The sequence below is a fragment of the Paenarthrobacter sp. 10L420 genome (genome assembly GCF_056395385.1).
Window position 1 is genome coordinate 1 of the sequence record NZ_JBFTJK010000037.1, and the last position, 17,110, is coordinate 17,110.

At 60.7% G+C, this 17,110-nt stretch carries 15 protein-coding genes; 4 read left to right on the plus strand and 11 right to left on the minus strand.

What is annotated here, in order from left to right:
* Window positions 1–380: 380 nt before the first annotated feature.
* The 11 genes from AC1DD5_RS24945 to AC1DD5_RS24995 form a co-directional block, all read right to left on the minus strand.
* Window positions 381–800 carry an ATP-binding protein gene (locus tag AC1DD5_RS24945; protein WP_477513892.1) on the minus strand — a complete coding sequence of 140 codons (420 nt, stop codon included), beginning with the start codon at window positions 798–800 and terminating at the stop codon, window positions 381–383.
* The gene (locus tag AC1DD5_RS24950) at window positions 793–1,125 is read right to left on the minus strand and encodes an STAS domain-containing protein (RefSeq protein ID WP_431116731.1); all 333 of its coding nucleotides are present in this window, start codon (window positions 1,123–1,125) and stop codon (window positions 793–795) included. The genes AC1DD5_RS24945 and AC1DD5_RS24950 overlap by 8 nt, the downstream gene beginning before the upstream one ends.
* Window positions 1,115–3,076, minus strand: coding sequence for a glycosyltransferase family 2 protein (locus AC1DD5_RS24955; protein WP_477513891.1), 1,962 nt, complete (start codon window positions 3,074–3,076; stop codon window positions 1,115–1,117). Before AC1DD5_RS24955 ends, AC1DD5_RS24950 begins: the two co-directional genes overlap by 11 nt.
* 19 nt (window positions 3,077–3,095) lie before the next feature.
* Window positions 3,096–4,265, minus strand: coding sequence for a PP2C family protein-serine/threonine phosphatase (locus AC1DD5_RS24960; protein WP_477513890.1), 1,170 nt, complete (start codon window positions 4,263–4,265; stop codon window positions 3,096–3,098).
* Between the two features lie 179 nt (window positions 4,266–4,444).
* Window positions 4,445–4,915 carry a thioredoxin-dependent thiol peroxidase gene (gene bcp / locus AC1DD5_RS24965; protein ID WP_442003267.1) on the minus strand — a complete coding sequence of 157 codons (471 nt, stop codon included), beginning with the start codon at window positions 4,913–4,915 and terminating at the stop codon, window positions 4,445–4,447.
* An 81-nt stretch (window positions 4,916–4,996) separates the two neighbouring features.
* Entirely contained in the window at window positions 4,997–5,764 is a 768-nt protein-coding gene (locus AC1DD5_RS24970) for a winged helix-turn-helix domain-containing protein (RefSeq protein ID WP_477523024.1), read from the minus strand.
* 10 nt (window positions 5,765–5,774) lie between these two features.
* Entirely contained in the window at window positions 5,775–7,124 is a 1,350-nt protein-coding gene (gene allB, locus AC1DD5_RS24975; RefSeq protein ID WP_477513888.1) for an allantoinase AllB, read from the minus strand.
* The gene (locus tag AC1DD5_RS24980; protein ID WP_477513887.1) at window positions 7,117–8,286 is read right to left on the minus strand and encodes a glycerate kinase; all 1,170 of its coding nucleotides are present in this window, start codon (window positions 8,284–8,286) and stop codon (window positions 7,117–7,119) included. The genes allB and AC1DD5_RS24980 overlap by 8 nt, the downstream gene beginning before the upstream one ends.
* Before the next feature lie 19 nt (window positions 8,287–8,305).
* Window positions 8,306–10,081 (minus strand): glyoxylate carboligase, encoded by a 1,776-nt coding sequence (gene gcl, locus AC1DD5_RS24985; RefSeq protein WP_477513886.1) that lies wholly within the window; start codon window positions 10,079–10,081, stop codon window positions 8,306–8,308.
* A gap of 134 nt (window positions 10,082–10,215) precedes the next feature.
* Window positions 10,216–11,181 carry a 2-hydroxy-3-oxopropionate reductase gene (locus AC1DD5_RS24990; RefSeq protein ID WP_477513885.1) on the minus strand — a complete coding sequence of 322 codons (966 nt, stop codon included), beginning with the start codon at window positions 11,179–11,181 and terminating at the stop codon, window positions 10,216–10,218.
* Window positions 11,182–11,241: 60 nt separating this feature from the next.
* Window positions 11,242–12,045, minus strand: coding sequence for a hydroxypyruvate isomerase family protein (locus AC1DD5_RS24995; protein WP_477513884.1), 804 nt, complete (start codon window positions 12,043–12,045; stop codon window positions 11,242–11,244).
* Between the two features lie 445 nt (window positions 12,046–12,490).
* Here AC1DD5_RS24995 and AC1DD5_RS25000 point away from each other — a divergent pair, with 445 nt between their 5' ends.
* From AC1DD5_RS25000 to AC1DD5_RS25015, 4 genes are read left to right on the plus strand one after another with little or no spacing between them, the layout of a single operon-like run.
* Window positions 12,491–14,299, plus strand: coding sequence for an AAA family ATPase (locus AC1DD5_RS25000; RefSeq protein WP_477523025.1), 1,809 nt, complete (start codon window positions 12,491–12,493; stop codon window positions 14,297–14,299).
* Entirely contained in the window at window positions 14,299–15,156 is an 858-nt protein-coding gene (locus AC1DD5_RS25005; RefSeq protein WP_477523026.1) for a hypothetical protein, read from the plus strand. Before AC1DD5_RS25000 ends, AC1DD5_RS25005 begins: the two co-directional genes overlap by 1 nt.
* Complete coding sequence (locus AC1DD5_RS25010) at window positions 15,149–16,558, plus strand: response regulator (protein ID WP_477523027.1); 1,410 nt, start codon at window positions 15,149–15,151, stop codon at window positions 16,556–16,558. Before AC1DD5_RS25005 ends, AC1DD5_RS25010 begins: the two co-directional genes overlap by 8 nt.
* Before the next feature lie 60 nt (window positions 16,559–16,618).
* Window positions 16,619–16,849 carry a hypothetical protein gene (locus AC1DD5_RS25015; RefSeq protein WP_477523028.1) on the plus strand — a complete coding sequence of 77 codons (231 nt, stop codon included), beginning with the start codon at window positions 16,619–16,621 and terminating at the stop codon, window positions 16,847–16,849.
* Window positions 16,850–17,110: the final 261 nt, after the last annotated feature.

Sequence of the window (17,110 nt, forward strand, 5' to 3'; positions counted from 1 at the left end):
CCTCGGCGACCTGTTTCACCGACCGGTTCGTGGACAAAACAAGCCGCACAGCATCCTCACGGAAAGCCGCATCGTATTTTCTTCTGGGCGTGGTCATCTGAACTGAAGCTCCCATCAAGCTGTCTCACAAAACCATACGACCGCAGATCGATGTTCTCTCAGATCGTGACTGGTTTTGGCCGGTGCTCTCGCAGATCGTGGTCGGTTTCGGCCGATGTTCTCTCAGATCGTGATCGGTTTGGGTGGATGTTCTCTCACATACCGACGATCAATCGGTGGAACTTCCAGTCAGCCCGCTGGAACAGAACACCCCACGCCCGCGATCCAGACGCGGGATGTGAGAGAGCATCGCTGGAAAGGCCGATGGATGTGAGAGAAGGTCAGGTTTCGCGGGTCAGGATCCACGTGTTGGTGCCGTCCTGGCGTTCGAAGGTCACTGTTGTCACCAAGGCTTCGATGAGAGCAAGACCGCGTCCGGATTCGGCGTCCTCGTCCGGCATGTTGGCCTGCATGTCTTCGGCGAAGGGCTCGCGGGCGTTGTAGGCGCTGACGCGGGCTTGTAGGCGGGTGGGCCGGACGCTGATGTCCACACCGATCTCCACGGGCTTCTCGGCCACGGGAAGGGCATGTTGCACGATGTTGGCGGCGGCCTCAATGACGGCGGTGGTGAAGGTCATCCGGTCCATGTCCGGGACGAAGGAGGCGTCGTCCCACAAGGCATCAAGCTCGGCATGGATGGCTTCTATTGCTTCTTCGTTGGACAGACCGCGGAATCCCCTGCGTGCGATGACCTCAGTCATTTCCGAACGCCTCCTCGGCTGAGGAGTACGCGGTGAGAACACGGTCCATGTTGGTCAGTTCCAGGACCATCTTGACCTGCGGCTGCACGCCCGAGATCCGCAAATCGCCGCCTGCCTGACGAGCCGCTTTGAGGCAACCGATGAGGGCTCCGAGGCCGGAGGAATCCATGAAGTCGGTTTCTTCAAGGTTCACCACAACGCGGCTGGATCCACCCGCCACAACCTCGGCCACTAGTTCGCGCAGCTTCGGAGCGGCCACCATATTCAACCGGCCGACGCTCTTCACCTCCGCGTAGGAGTCTTTGACCTCGTAGCTAAACTGCATCAGCATTCCTCTCTTCGGAGACTTCAGGAACAAATCCCTTGTACAAAACAGCCTTGACCAGCACGCTGAGGACCACCAGATCGTAAGCTACCCACGCTACGTTCACCAGGGTTCCGAGGGGCTCCGACAGGCCGGAAAGAAGCCGCGCCAGCCCAACAACCAGAGCAACGGCCAGCAACACAGCAACGATGATCTGCGGACGAATCAGGCTCCAACTGGGGCCGCCACTCTGCCGGGCTTTGGGCGTGACGGCAAACCCGAGGGCACGGCCGAACCAGACGTTGCGTGCAGCCGTCGTGCAGGCCTTGATCCAGGTGGGGAACAGGGCGAGGCTGTACTGCTGCCCGCGCCAGGTGGGGATCCCGTGGCCAGCGATGACGAACAGCATCTGGTTTACCACCATGAACGGGATGAAGCGGGCGAAAAACTCGAGGCTCAGGCTGCTGACGGGGAGGATGCCGAGCGTCAGGTAGATGATGGGTGCCGCAAAGTACACGACGGCCGCGAAGCCGCTGAGGTAGCTCCACATCGTGGAGAAGTACATGAGCCGCTGGCCCCACGCGAGGCGGCGTTGGACCAACGGGTTCTCGCGCAGGAGGACCTGCATGGTGCCTTGGGCCCAGCGAAGGCGTTGGGTCAGCATGGTTTTGATGTCCTCGGGAGCCAGGCCGTTGGCGAGGACTTCGTGGTGGTACACGCTCTTCCAGCCGAGGGCGTGCAGGCGCATCGCCGTAGCCATGTCCTCAGTGACGGAGATGGTGGCCAAGGGCATGATCGGCTGGGCTTCGTCGGTGCGTTCCACGGAGATGGCGTCCAGGACTGCGTGAACGGACTCGAGGGCGCCCAGCGGAGACCAGTCGCGTCCGGACATGCGGTCGACGGCGTCACTTGCCACTGTCGTGACGCCAGACTCGCCGACGTGGGCCAGTTCCATGGCAGCGATTTCTTCGAGGTCGGATTGGAGCGCTGAGAAGTCGGCGGCCACGAGCGTGCGAACGGCGTCGTCCACTTTGCGGCGTACGCGGTACGTGATTTCGCTCAGGGATGCCCCGGCTTGGAGCTCCTGCTGGGCACTTTCGGTGGCGGCTTCCACCTCGTTGAGCATTTGCTCCACCAACGGGTTCTCCGCCTCTGCCGACCGCCGGGCCTTCTTGATAGCGGAACGGGAGGCAGCCAGGGCACGGCGCACACTCTTCTCCGTGGCCTTGACATAGCCCACCAATCCAAGCTGCATGAGGGCTTCCCTGCGCAGGATCGCATTGGAGCCGCAGAAGAACGCCGCGTTCCAGCCGTCCTTGCCCTGCTGGATGGGCCCGTAGAAGAGGGGCGCCTGGCTGCCCAGGGGATCGTCGGCGGGAACGTTGATGAAGTACTGGGGCGTCTGCACCAACGCCACGCGGTCATCGTTGAAGTAGCCCAGCGTCTTGTCCAGGATGTCCGGTTCGGGGATCTGGTCGGCGTCGAGAATCAACAGGTACTCGCCCGACGTGACCATGAGCGCGTTGTTCAGGTTGCCGGCCTTGGCGTGCCGCGGCATGTCCGGCGTCCAGTCGGCGCCGCGGGTTACGTAGCCGATCCCGTTCGACTCGGCGAGCTCGCGCATCTCGGGGCGGTCGCCGTCGTCGAGAATCCAGGTACTGTGCGGCCAGCGTATGCCCTTGGCGGCGAGGGCGGTGGTCATCACCAGGTCCAGCGGCTCGTTGTACGTGGTGATGAAAACGTCCACCGTCGCGGTATCCGGCGCCGCGGGCGGTGGCTTGCGAACCTTCAGGTTCCAGACCGTCAGGCCGAATAGCATCACGTCAATAAGGCTGTACGTCTCGGCAATCACCAGCGGAACAGCGATCCACCACGCTTCCCAATTCAGGGAAGCCAGCCAGCGCCACGCGACGTAATTCACGCCCAGAATGACCGTTAGGACAACACAAAGCCGAGTCCAGAACCGCGTCACGTTCCCCCCTTTTTTGTGGCTAGTACTGGATGGTCTGAGCTACTCCGCTGTTGGTGCCTCCCGGGCCAGCATCACGGCCAACCTCGCGCTGGCGGTGAACCACGACGGCGGTCACGTCATCTTCCGCTGTGTCTGCCGGTGCAAGCTCCAGCAGGGCAGCACAGACCTCGTCCGAGGTGCCCCTGCTCCTCGCCGCCTTCTCTACGTTCCTCACGAACTCTTCAAGTGAATCGTGAGCGTCGAGGACGCCGTCGCTGACGATCACAAGGGAATCGCCCGGCTCCAGCTGCAGGTCTGCTGCCTGCCATTGCTGTCCATCCATGATCCCGACAGGTGGCCCGGCGGATACCAATCTCCGTGCCGCCCCCTCGGCCGGAACGTGCAGAGCGAGTCCATGACCGGCGTCGATATAGCTGAGCTTGCCCGAGGCACTGTCCAGGCGAGCATGGAACATGGTCACGAAGGACCCGGACTGGTCCAGATCGGCGGTGAGGGTGGCGCTGGCGGACTCGAAAGCATCAGCAATTCCCGGGGTGTCCGCCACCGACCGCATCACGGCGCGGACGGTGGCCGCTATCAAGGCCGCGCCCATGCCCTTGCCCATGGCGTCGGCGAACGTCAGGTGCATGCCGTCGCTGGTCTGGTACCAGTCGTAGAAGTCCCCACCCACGCTGCGCGATGGGCGGAAGGCTCCAGCGACGTCGTAATCCTTCAGCCGGACAGTTTCCTGCGGGAGGAGGCTCGTCTGCACAACCGCAGCGCGGGCGAGTTCGTCAGTCTGGCGGGTGTCCTCGGCGGGTGCAGCGGGTGTTCGGGCCCGGCGGAAAAGTGCACGGATGCGGGCCTGCAGTTCCTTGGGGCTGAACGGCTTGTTGACGTAATCATCCGCTCCGGTGTCCAAACCGTTGAGCCGGTCAATCTCGTCGGCACGGGCGGTGAGCATCAAGATGTAGGCGTCCGAGAACTCCCGCAGGCGACGACAAACTTCCATGCCGTCGATGTCCGGGAGGTTGATATCCAGCGTCACCAGTTCGGCGTTGGTGTTACGGACGGCCTCGACGCCGGAAAGACCGTCGGGCGCTTCCGTCACCACAAAATCGAGCTGCTCAAGGACCAAAACGAGGAGGCCACGGATATCGGCGTCATCTTCTACGACTACAGCATGGCGAGGGGACGCGGTTGAGACCATGGCTCCATTAACTACTGCCGCGGGCCTTTTGTCACGTTTAGTAAAGAGACGTGTAACGCCCGCTCACAATCGTGGGCGGGCGTTACAAAATTTGTGCAGTTATGTGCGAGAGGGATTCCCTTAAAGCCTCAGGATATGAGAGAGAATCCGCCCGAAATGCTGCAGGAAGTGAGAGAGGGTTAGACGCCCAGCAACTCTTCCTTCAGGGCCTGGACGTGGCCCTGCGCAGAAACCTGGTACTGGGTGAGCTTGACGGTACCTTCGCCGTCGAGCACAACGGTGGAACGGACCAAGCCTTCGACGATTTCGCCGTCAACAAGCTTCTCGCCCCAGGCACCGTAGGCGAGGGCTACTGCATGGTCCTCATCGGAGAGCAGCGGGAAGGTCAGCGCAAATTCACCAGTGAACTTGGCGAGGGCCTCGGGGGCGTCCGGGGAGATCCCGATGACGTCGTAGCCGTTGCCCTGCAGGCTTGCGAGGTTGTCGCGGAAATCGCAGGCCTCGGTGGTGCAGCCGGGGGTGGCTGCCTTGGGGTAGAAGTACACAATGACGTTGCGTCCGCGGTAATCGGACAGCGAGACCTTGGTGCCGTCGGCGTCGAGCAGCGCGAAGTCAGGTGCTTGCGTTCCGACGAGGAGTTTCTGGGTCATGGCGATCCTTTGCGTTTCACCGGCACGCAGCCGGCATTGGTCATTCAAGAAAACGGATTGTCTAAAGACAGAACAGCGAAGTCAGATGCTGTATTCCGCAGGTCCGCGCACCGTGGCATATGGGCCTGGCACGAACTGGTAGCCACCACCACGAACGGTGGCGACAGTGTGGCGGGCGCTTCCGAGCTTCCGCCGCACCCTTCCAACATAAACGTCAATGGAGCGAAATGCAGCGCCGGGGAGGTCAAATGACTCCAGAAAACGTTGCAATTCTTCACGACTGATGGCCCGCGAGCAGTTCACCACGAGGTAGCGCAGCAGCTTGTATTCCATGCCAGTAAAGGCAACCGGCTCCCCGTCGAGCAGCACTACTTCAGCGGCGAGGTCGATTGCAAGTTGACTACGACGCCCGGCCAACATGACGGGTTCGACGGCGGTGCTGCCGCCGCTTGTGGTCTGGCCCCCGCCAACGGACTTATCACCCTCGCGTATGGAGGTGATTCGTCCGTTGGAGGGGGAATTTCCGTCAGCGAGAGCATCGGCGAGTGACAGGGAAGGGTGGGTACCGGCGTCGGCGGCTTCCTGCGGAGTGCCGCCCCAGGAAGTATCGCCGACACCGGAGTGTTCTGCCCCGATGGCGGGCCAGATGCGGACTTCCGCCTCCGGGGCAAGTTTCATGGCACGGGCCAGCACAAGGCGTGCCGCCCGTTCCCAGACTGCTGGATCCATCTCGTCGCCCTCGGCCGGGTTGACCCAGAGGGCGAGGCCCCGCGCGCTGACTCCGGGGCGCCGGCCCGGAACGCCACTGAGCGGACGCATGGGCGGGGGCCCGTAGGCACTGACTGCCATGACGGTTGACCTAAACGTTGCCGCGGCGGAGCAGCTTGCCGCCGGGGTTCTGGCCGTCGATCGCGGTGCCGCGCAGGTACGTCTTGCGAACGACGCCGGCCAGCGGACGGCCGTCGTACGGCGTGATCGGGTTCTTGTGCTTGAGCTTGGTGACGTCCACAACGAAGGCCTCGTCCGGCGCGAAGATGGAGAAGTCGGCGTCGTAGCCCAGGGCGAGCTGGCCCTTGGTGTGCAGGCGGGCCAGGGCAGCGGGCTTCTCGGCCATCCAGGACACGACCTGTTCCAGTGGGATGCCGCGGTGGCGGGCTTCTGTCCAGATGAGGGACAGGCCCAGCTGGAGCGAGGAAACGCCGCCCCATGCCACTGCGAAGTCGCCGTTTTCCAGGTCCTTCAAATCCAGTGTGGAGGGGGAGTGGTCCGAGACGATGCAGTCGATGGTGCCGTCCTGCAGGCCCTTCCAGAGGAGCTCGCGGTTGGAGGCTTCGCGGATGGGCGGGCAGCACTTGTAGGCCGTGGCACCGTCGGGGATCTCTTCGGCCATGAGAGTCAGGTAGTGCGGGCACGTCTCAACCGTGAGGTTGACGCCGTCGCGCTTTGCTGAAGCGATCATCGGCAGCGCGTCGGAGGAGGAGAGGTGCAGGATGTGGGCGCGGGCGCCGGTCCAGCGGGCGCGCTCGATGACCTCGGCGATTGCCTTGTTCTCGGCACCGCGGGGGCGGGAGGCGAGGAAGGTTTCGTAGTGGTCGCCGCCGGGGTGCGGGGCGCGGTCGATCGCGTGGGAGTCCTCGGCGTGCACGATCATGAGGGAGTCGAAGGACTTGAGCTCGGCCATGTCCTCTTCCATCTCATCCGCGTCCAAGTGCGGGAACTCGTCCACGCCGGAGTGCAGGAGGAAGCACTTGAAGCCGAAAACGCCTTCATCGTGGAGCGGGCGGAGATCCTTCTTGTTGCCTGGGATGGCGCCGCCCCAGAATCCGACGTCCACGAACGCTTGGTCCTTCGCGACGACGCGCTTCTGCTCCAAGCCGTCCACGGTGGTGGTGGGCGGGATGCTGTTCAGCGGCATGTCGATGATGGTGGTCACGCCACCGGCTGCTGCGGCGCGGGTGGCGGAGGCGAAGCCTTCCCACTCGGTGCGGCCGGGCTCGTTGACGTGGACGTGCGTGTCCACCAGGCCGGGGATGAGGGTTTCGTCGTCTGCGAGTTCGATGACCTCGTTGCCCGTCAGGCCGTTGCCCAGGGGTTCGATTGCGACGATGATGCCGTCGCGGATACCAACTTCGCGGGCTGCGAGGCCGGCGGTGGTCAGGATGCGCTGTCCCCGGATAACGAGGTCATAGGCGCCGATTGCTTCAGACATTGAGGTACTCCTTGTTTTCGGTCCGTTCCGCCAGGTACACGCCTATGTGCTTACCTAATTGTTCAAGCAACGGACCGGCTTCAGCCATACATTTCTGGACATCAGTTTCCATGTCGGTCAAAGCGTGGACCGTGTGGAAGCCGGCATCCGTGAGTTGTTCCCGGCTCAGGGTACTCCGGCCGCAGACTGCGATCACGGGGACCCCGGCCTTCTGTGCTGCGCGCGAGACGCCCATGGGGGTCTTGCCGAGCAGGCTTTGTTCGTCCAGGCTGCCCTCTCCGGTGATCACCAGATCGGCGCCTTTGAGCCTCTGTTCAAGGTCAGTGAATTCAAGCACGACGTCGATACCCGGCCGCCGCTCAGCCTTCAGTGCCGCTATCGCAATGTAACCAACACCGCCTGCTGCTCCGGCGCCGGGTGCCTTCGCGGCACTCCTGGCTTGCTGGCCGGTGGTTGCTGCGAGCACGTCCACGAAGTGGCTTGCTGCTTTGTCGAGTTCGGCAACGTCGTCCGGCGTCGCACCCTTCTGCGGACCGAAGATGGCTGGGGCGCCACTGGCCCCCAAAAGGGGATTGTCGACGTCGGACGCCAAGACGAACTCCGTTGCCTCGATGCGGACGTCGAAGTTGGAGAAATCGATGGTGTTCACCTGTGCCAATGCAGCGCCGCCGCCGGGGAGCTCGTTGCCGTCCTTGTCCAGGAACACGGCGCCGAGGCCCTGCAGGACTCCCGCGCCGGCGTCGGTGTTGGCGCTGCCACCGACACCCAGGATGATCTTGCGGCAGCCGAGGTCCAGCGCGGCGCGGATGAGTTCGCCGGTTCCGATGCTGGTTGCCGTTTTGGCTGTTTCAGATGTGGGGCCGTCCGGGAGGAGGGCGAGGCCGGAAGCAGCTGCCATTTCGATGACCGCTTCCTGGTCCCGTACTGCGAAGTCTGCCTTCACTGGCTCGCCCAGTGGGCCGGTGACGGTGGTGGTCCGGCGGATGAAACCGGAGCCGATGGCGGCGTCGATGGTTCCTTCGCCACCGTCGGCCACCGGAATGCGTGTTGCCTCGAGCCCGGTTTGTCCGAAGCCTGCCAGCAATCCTGTTGCGAGATGCCTGGCGACGTCGGGCGCGGACAGCGAGCCCTTGAATTTGTCCGGGGCGATGACAACACGCATTCCGGTGCCTCCTTTTCCTTTAAGCCTTGGTCAGGATCGCGGTCGGAGCGTCCGCCGCGGTTTCTGCCAGCTCTTCGAACTCGTTCACGCCGTTGATCTCAACGCCCATGGAGATGTTGGTGATCTTTTCCAGGATCACTTCAACAACCACGGGAACCTTGAACTCGCCCATCAGTGCCTTGGCCTTGTCGAAAGCGGCCGGCAGATCGTTCGGGTCCTCAACGCGGATGGCCTTGCAACCCAAGCCTTCGGCAACCTTGATGTGGTCAACGCCGTAGCCGTTTGTTTCCGGACTGTTGATGTTCTCGAAGGCCAGGGAAACGTTCTGTTCCATGTTGAAGCCGCGCTGCGACTGACGGATCAGGCCCAGGTAGCTGTTGTTCACCACAACGTGGACGTACGGCAGGTTGAACTGTGCGCCCACGGCCAGTTCCTCGATCATGAACTGGAAGTCGTAGTCACCGGACAGGGCAACAACAGTGGCGTCCGGGGTTCCCCTTACTACGCCGAGAGCAGCCGGAGCGGTCCAACCCAGCGGGCCGGCCTGGCCCGCATTGATCCACTTGCGGGCACCGAACACGTGCAGCATCTGTGCGCCGGCGATCTGCGACAGGCCAATGGTGGACACGTACGTGGTGTCGCGGCCGAAAGCCTTGTTCATCTCCTGGTACACGCGCTGCGGCTTGATGGGCACGTTGTCGAAGTTGGTCTTGCGGTGCAGGGAGCCCTTGCGCTCCTGGCACTCGGCAACCCAACCCGAGTAGTCCGGCAGTTCGTTTGCGGCTTTACGCTCGCGTGCCAGTTCCAACAGTCCGTCCAGCGCCGCACCGGCGTCGGACGCAATGCCCAAGTCCGGCGAGAACACGCGACCGATCTGCGTCGGCTCGATGTCGATGTGAACGAACTTGCGGCCGGCAGTGTAGGTGTCCAGGCCGCCGGTGTGGCGGTTGGCCCAACGGTTGCCGATGCCGATCACGAAGTCGCTCTGCAGGAACGTCTCGTTGCCGTAGCGGTGCGAGGTCTGCAGGCCAACCATGCCGGCCATCAGCTGGTGATCGTCCGGGATGGTGCCCCAACCCATCAACGTGGGGATAACCGGAACGTTCAGGATCTCGGCCAGCTCAACCAGCTGAGCGGATGCACCGGCGTTGATGATGCCGCCACCGGCAACGATCAGCGGGTGCTTGGCAGCGGTCAGCAGGTCCAGGGCCTTTTCCAGCTGCTTGCGGGAAGCCTTGGGCTTCTCCACCGGCAGGGGCTCGTAAGCGTCGATGTCGAACTCGATCTCGGCCATCTGAACATCGATGGGCAGGTCCAGCAGAACCGGGCCCGGGCGACCCGAGCGCATCAGCTGGAAAGCCTTCTGGAAAGCGCCGGGAACCTGGCCCGGTTCCAGGATGGTCATGGCGAACTTGGTCAACGGCTTGGCGATGGACTCGATGTCCACAGCTTGGAAGTCTTCCTTGTGCAGCTTGGCAACCGGTGCCTGGCCGGTGATGCAGAGCATGGGGATCGAATCGGCCTGGGCTGCGTACAGGCCAGTGATCATGTCCGTGCCTGCGGGGCCCGAGGTGCCGATGCAGATGCCGATGTTGCCATCAGCTGCGCGGCTGTAGCCGTCAGCCATGTGGCTGGCGCCTTCAACGTGGCGGGCCAGCGTGTGGCGGATGCCGCCGTGGGCACGCATTGCGGAATAGAAGGGGTTGATCGCTGCGCCTGGCAGGCCGAAAGCCTCTGTGGCGCCTTCCTTTTCCAGGATGGCGACTGCCGCATCAACGGTGCGCATCTTAGCCATGGTGTACTCCTTGTTTTTTGCCCTTGCGGGCGAAGACTGTGGTGTTTTTGGGTGTGGTGAGGGAGCCGCCGTCGTTTAAGTACGACGGCGGGTTCCCTACTTTTCGTTTCTGTTGGCGCCTTAGCGCCGGGCTGCTACTTGCGGCCGCTGAGCTGGAGGACCTGCTTGAAGAGGCCCGAGTGGTCGAGGCCGCCATCGCCCTGGTTGACGGTTGCGGCGACCAGCTGGGCGACGACTGCGCCGAGCGGGACAGCGACGTTGGCCTCGCGGGCTGCGGAGGTAACGATGCCGAGGTCCTTGTGGTGGAGGGCCAGGCGGAAGCCGGGGTCGAAGTTGCGGTCGAGCATCTTCTGACCCTTCTGGTCGAGGACCTTTGAGCCGGCCAAGCCGCCGCCGAGGACCTTCAGTGCTGCGTCGGTGTCTACGCCGTAGGCCTCAAGGAAGGCGATGGCCTCGCCGAGGACCTGGATGTTGACGGCCACGATCAGCTGGTTGGCTGCCTTGACGGTCTGGCCGGAGCCGGACGGGCCGACGTGGACGATGGTTTTGCCCACTGCGTTGAGGACATCCTGTGCTGCCTCGAAGTCTGCTGCTTCGCCGCCGACCATTATGGACAGGACGGCGTCGATGGCGCCCTGTTCGCCGCCGGATACCGGTGCGTCGAGCGGGCGGATGCCTGCCTTTGTGGCCTCGTCCGAGAGGCGCTTGGCGACATCCGGGCGGATGCTGGATGCGTCGATCCAGAGGGTGCCCTTCTTCGCGTTGGCGAAGACGCCGTCCTTGCCGCTGACAACACCCTCAACATCGGGGGAGTCCGGGACCATGGTGAGGACGACGTCGGCGTCCTTGACAGCGTCCGCGATGCTCGTGGCGCCCTGGCCCCCCTCGGAGACGAGCTTGTCGATCTTGTCCTGGCTGCGGTTGAAACCGGTGACCGTGTGGCCGGCCTTGACGAGGTTGATGGCCATGGGGAGGCCCATGATTCCGAGTCCGATGACTGCAACGTTGCTCATTGTGGTTCTCTTTCTGGGGAAGTCTGTGTGTGTGTCTGTTTCCCGGGCGTGTTTTAACCCGGCTGTGCTTACCCAACTAGGTCGCATTAGTGCGCGTTTTGAGGGTTCTAAACGTGCTCTGCTGCTACTTAGTTGGGAGCCCGGTGCTTAGTTGGCGTTGGCGCGCTGGCGGATGGCCCAGCTGAAAGCCGATTCCTGCGGTTCCTTGTACTCGAGGCCGATGTAGCCGGCGTAGCCGAGTTCGCGGCTGCGGGCGATCCATTCACCGAGGGGGAGCGTGCCGGTTCCGGGAGCGCCGCGGCCGGGGTTGTCGGCGATCTGTATGTGGCCGAAGTCCTTGGCGTGGTTCTCGATGACAGATTCGACGTCGTCGCCGTTGACTGCCAGGTGGTAGAAGTCGGCGAGGAGCTTGATGTTCTGTGCACCGGATTCTGCCTTGACTCGGGCGATGACCTTGAGTGCGTCTTCGGCGGTGAGGAGCGGGTACTTGGGTGCGCCGCTGACCGGTTCGAGGAGGACCGTGCCGCCGATGCGGGCGACGCCGGCCGCTGCGGTTGCGAGGTTTTCGGCACCGATGGCGTCCTGCTTCTCGGCCGATTCGCCGTCGATGCGGTTGCCGTAGAGGGCGTTGAAGGCCTTGCAGCCGAGGCGCTCACCGATGCCGGCGACAACGTCGATGTTGTCCTGGAACTCGGTGGAGCGTGCAGGCCAGGAGACCAGGCCGCGATCCCCGCCAGGCATGTTGCCGGCGTTGAAGTTCAGACCCGTGAGCTGAACGCCGGCGTCCTTGATGGCGTTCTCGAATTCGGTTACTTGTGCGTCGGTGGGGACGGAGGTCTCGAAGGGCCACCAGAACTCGACGGCGTCAAAACCGGCTGCCTTCGCGGCGGCGGGGCGCTCGAGCAAGGGCAGTTCCGTCAGGAGGATGGAGCAGTTCACTGTGTACGTCATCGTAGGTCCTTCCGAGGAGGGGCTTTGATCTATCTTCGGGGGTGCTTGGCTGCTGCCTCGATGCTTGGCTTCAGTTTCCGCTTTGTGGAATTTAGATTCTGCTTTATGAAAAGTCTAGAGAAGGTGGGAGTGGGAGTCAAGGGGGTGGGTGGGGAGGGGCGGGTTTGGGATACCAACAGTCGTATTCCCTCAACGCGACAGAATCTGGGGCTGGGGTAGACCACCAGACTTCAGCCCTTAGAGCCGGACATTAGCCTTTGCTCAATGCTTCAACCCGCGGGGATGCTCCGTCGCATTGTATGGGCGGGAGGACATGGAGAGGCAGTCGTTGTCTAGAGAACAGCAGCGAGCGTAAGTCAACTATTGTGGAGATCATGTGTGATTAGACCTGCTTGTCCGGCGGGTTTGGACTGAAAGGGCCTGTCTGACTGTGTGGATATCTCGTATGCGGGTAACAGGGGGCTTCCTGAACGGTCTCGACATCACGTTCAGCGAAGGCTTGAACGTAATAATCGGAGCGCGCGGCGCAGGCAAGACCACCTTGCTGGAGCTGATTCGGCACGCAGTTGGAGCCAAGCACGCGGACGAGCGACAAGAGCGCAGGCATCAGGCTTTTCGTGACGCAGTACTGGGATCGGGCGAAATAATAGTCGATCTTGAGACTGAGCAAGGGGGTCGGCATCTTGTGGTCGACGCCAAAGGTGGCGGTCAGAGAGCGGATCTATCAAACTCAGTGCTGGTACTCGGGCAAAACGAACTTGAGAGCATCGCCTCCGACGCTACGAGCCGGCTCAATCTTCTTGACCTGCGGACCGGCACTGCCGCAGACGTGCCCGATCGCACGGGGGCATCCGAGCTCACCGCCGACCTGTTCCGTCTCCGGCTAGAAATCGAAGCACTAAAAGAGGAGTCCACAAAACGGGATCGTCTGTTGGCGGACAAGGAGGTTCTAGTCGACCAGGAAGCCTCAATCCTGAGTGGAGGAGGCGATGAGCTAGCTGCCCGTCGTGAAGAACTACGGGCAAAGGAGCAGTTAGTCATTCGTAGTACCCGAGAACTGGAAGCGTTTGGGGAGGTCCAGCAGCTTCTGCCCCGTATTGTGGCCGCCCAAGAGCAGCAGGGGGAACGCTTGGCGGATCTCCATCGGTTGACATTGCCGTTGCCCGGGGTGCAGTCAGTTGTGGAAAGCATTACGGCCGCCCAGGCGTTCTCAGAACTGCTTCTCGACCAAATCCGGCCTCTAAAATCGGCGCTTCAAGATGCGGATGCCTTAACCCGCGAGGCGAACCTGAGATTCCGGGAAGATGCCGCACCTTTGAGGGCAAGCCTGGAGGAAGCTGAAACCGGACTTGGCCAGATAACCTCTCAGCTCAGAAATGTGGAAACTGAGTTGGATGCACTCGCTGAGAACGACAAACGAATAGTGGCCGCAGAAGCGAGATACGACGAAATCCGGAAGCTTCGCTCGGCCATCCTGGACGGAATTGAAGCGATCGAAGAGGATCAGTATCGAACCCGCGAGGAGCTGGCGCGAGCCACGACTGGGCAGATCTCCCGCAATGTGGTAATTGTCGTTGAACACCTGGCAGATGTCGGGGAATTTCGACAGGTGCTCCAGGACTCCCTTAAGGGTACGGGTACAAGGGTGAACTTGATTGACACCGTCGCAGAGGGCGTCCTGCCGCGCCAATTGCTCGAAATCGTTGAGACGTGTGATAGTGATGGGCTGGCTGTAGCTGCTGCGATACCGGTAGAGCGAGCAGAACGTCTCATACAGCACTTGAGCCGTGAAGAGACGCTCTGCAGCTTGACCATGGTCGCTTTGCAGGACCGTGTTGATTTTCGGTTGCGGGATGGTTTGGTCGAAAAGAGTGTTGACACTCTGTCGACGGGGCAAAAGTGCTCCGTTACCCTCCCTATAATCCTTTCTGAGAAGCGCAGAACACTAATTCTCGATCAGCCCGAAGATCATCTCGATAACGCCTACTTAGTTGAACATGTGGTTGACGGGATCACTCGCCGGTCGAGTGCCCAAACAATAATTGCAACACACAATGCGAACATTCCTGTCCTCGGATCCGCAGATACTGTGGTCGTTCTTGCCAGTGATGGAAAGACAGGTGAAGTGGTCTCGTCTGGAAGATTTGATGATGATTCTGTAGTTGATTGGATCACCGGTCTGATGGAGGGTGGCCGGGACGCATTTGCCCGTCGTTCAGAGTTTTACGCGACTCATGGTGAAATCTCCGAATAATGGATGCTTCCAAGCTTGAGGCGCTCAAATCCAAAGCGCCGAATGAGCGTGCTAAGGTTGCGAATTGGCTTCAGCAACATCCACATGAGATCCCTACTCCGGACTTAATGCGCGCCCTCCAGGTTGAGACGGTTCCGCAAATCCGCAGGGCGCTGAACAATGTCCTAGAGGTGCGACAAAGGCGCCGGGAAGACTCTGAACCTCTTGAAGTTGAATCCTCTTTGATTCCAGCGGCTGAGCCAAGCTTAGACATTGCTGCTCTTATCCGCCACGAACTATCGCCAGCAATCGGATGGATCCGCTTAGCCGGTGACAAAGAAATATCTGAATTTGAGAAGAGTGAGACCGATAGGGCTGTGAAGAAGTTGCAGCGGAGGATAGACGGCCTCATCGCGCTTATAAAGCAGGCAGGTGAGTTAAACGTTCAGCGGTTGTGTCTGATTGATGCGCTCCTCGAATGTTGGCCGGATCCTGCCAGTAGGCCCCGCATGCGCCCAGACGTCGATCCTCGGAGGACCGAGATTTCTACCGACTCAAGCCTGTTTACATTGCTCATGTCAAATATCTATCAAAATGCCATAGATGCGTCCCGTGAGAGTGAGAGCGCTCCCAGTGTGGACGTGTCATGGGGCATCACCCATGAACGCTTTTGGGTTCGTATTTCAAACCCATTTGTCGGCGCAAGGTTCACATTGAATGATATATTGCAAGTTGGCGTCTCTACAAAGGCCGCGCATCAGGGGCATGGAGTAGCCCTTATTACGACCGTTGCCAGCCGTCTAGATTTAGATTTTGACATATTTGGAAGTAGCGGCCTAGCCGCGGCCACCTTAAGCGGAAAGATTTCAGTTGTCTGAGCATATAGCTGTCCTTGTTGAGGATGACCCTGAGCAAGCAAGAATTTCAAAGTCGATTATCGAGGATCAGGGTTTTACGGTTATTCAGTATGATGCTGTTGAGGCAGCGTTATCATATCTTGAGGACCGTTCAGATTTTATTGATCTCTTCGTTCTAGATCGTCGACTACCGATGCGTATAGGCGAACCGGCCGCCGATGAGCTGGGTGATGCTCTCCTGTCTGAAGTGCGAAGTTCCTACCCAGACGCCAGAGTCATTGTCTTCACTGGCTATACGAGCGATGGTTTATTTCAGGAAGCAATGAGAGGCGGTGGACAATTCCCCATTCGCAACTCCAGGCCTGTCGACAGAATCTCTGTTCTCAGGAAGGACCAGTCCATCGAATTCCGGAGACTTGTAGGCGAATTCGGCGAGCTCCTTCAAGAGCTAGATGATATTGAGATTTCCGATGACATAAACAATCGCGACATAGCCGTTTCAGACCAACGTCTTCTACGCCGCGTTGCCTACGAGTTTAACGCGGTATCTCTGCGCCCCACATCTTTGACCGGAGGCTTGACCGGGGCTCAGGTTTGGGGTTGTGAGATTCATCAGGATCAAGGGCACGTCGCAAATGTTGTGGCCAAGCGAGCAGCAAAGTTGCCATCGCTAGCCGGGCTGCAGGATCTGCTTCCCTTGAGTACTGCTGCGACCACTCGCGCCAGTGTAGCGGGACTCATCGGGGGCGGCCACGTGTCGATTTTGCGGCTAGCGGGAGATAACGCTCGCTCCCTTTTCCGACACATGGCCGAAGATATTACGTCTTCATCTGATTATGTAGTGCAGGTCGCAGAAGCACTGGATCGCGTCCAGGAACGCGCTGAAACTGTCACGCTGGAGGCTCTCATCTCGCCCCTGCTGAACTGGGAAAAGTTTGATGAGTTGCTTAATTCGTATGAGGTTCCGACGCCGTCACCAAACATGCGCATCACTACTAGAATCGGCATGCGACATGGGGATCTTCACGTAGCGAACGTCATGATTGCCGACGGCGAGGCTGTCTTAATCGACTTTGACAGTAACTGTTTTGGATCTGCTCTTTTGGATCCAGTCACGCTGTTTCTTTCGACATTGGTTCACCCAGATTCACCTCTGCGAGGAGCGGAATGGCCGGACGCCAACGAAATCGAAGCGAACTTCGGAACCGACAGATTTGGGGTTACGCACGCGGGTTCGCCATTTTTTGGAGCGACGGGGCAATGGATAAACTCGCGGCAATCGAATCAGCGTGAGTTTTGGGGTATCGTGCTTGGCTTTAGCGCCCGGCAGTTGCGCTATCCGGACGTAGTAGGCGACCCCGCTATTCTCGATAGAACGCTGGTGATTGTGAGGAAAGCGTCAGCCTTCCTGAGGAATTCCTGACGAACCAAGACCGCCGCCACTTCTCGCGGAAGGACAATCGATGAAGCCCGGGTCCAGATCGTGCAGCATCTTGAAGGTACGTCCACTGAGTGCGACATCTTCCTCACGGACGTCATCTGGACCTCCGAGTTCCCCTCCCAGAGCTGGCTGCTGGACCAGACCAAGCTGGTAGAGGCCAACAAGGACCGGCTCATTCCCTCCACTGTGGAAACCACCCAGTATGAGGAAAGGTACTGGGGCGCGCCGTTCTTCACCAACGCCGACTTGATCTACTACCGAAGGACAAGGTAGGTGGAGCACCCCCGCGGATGCTGGAGCTCCAATCCGAGCGGGCGGCCCAGCTGGACGCGGGCGAATCCCCCGCCAAAGTCACCGCCATTGCGAAGATCCGTGCCATGTTCGATGGCTCTTCACGGTTCGTGGGGAAATGGATTCCCGGGATGAGCGTCATGCCGCCGTCCGGACGGCACTTCTCAAGAGAATAACCGATTTGTAGTTGGCGGCATTGCGGTAGCCGCGGGCGGTTCGCTTGATGTTTTTGATTGCTGTGTT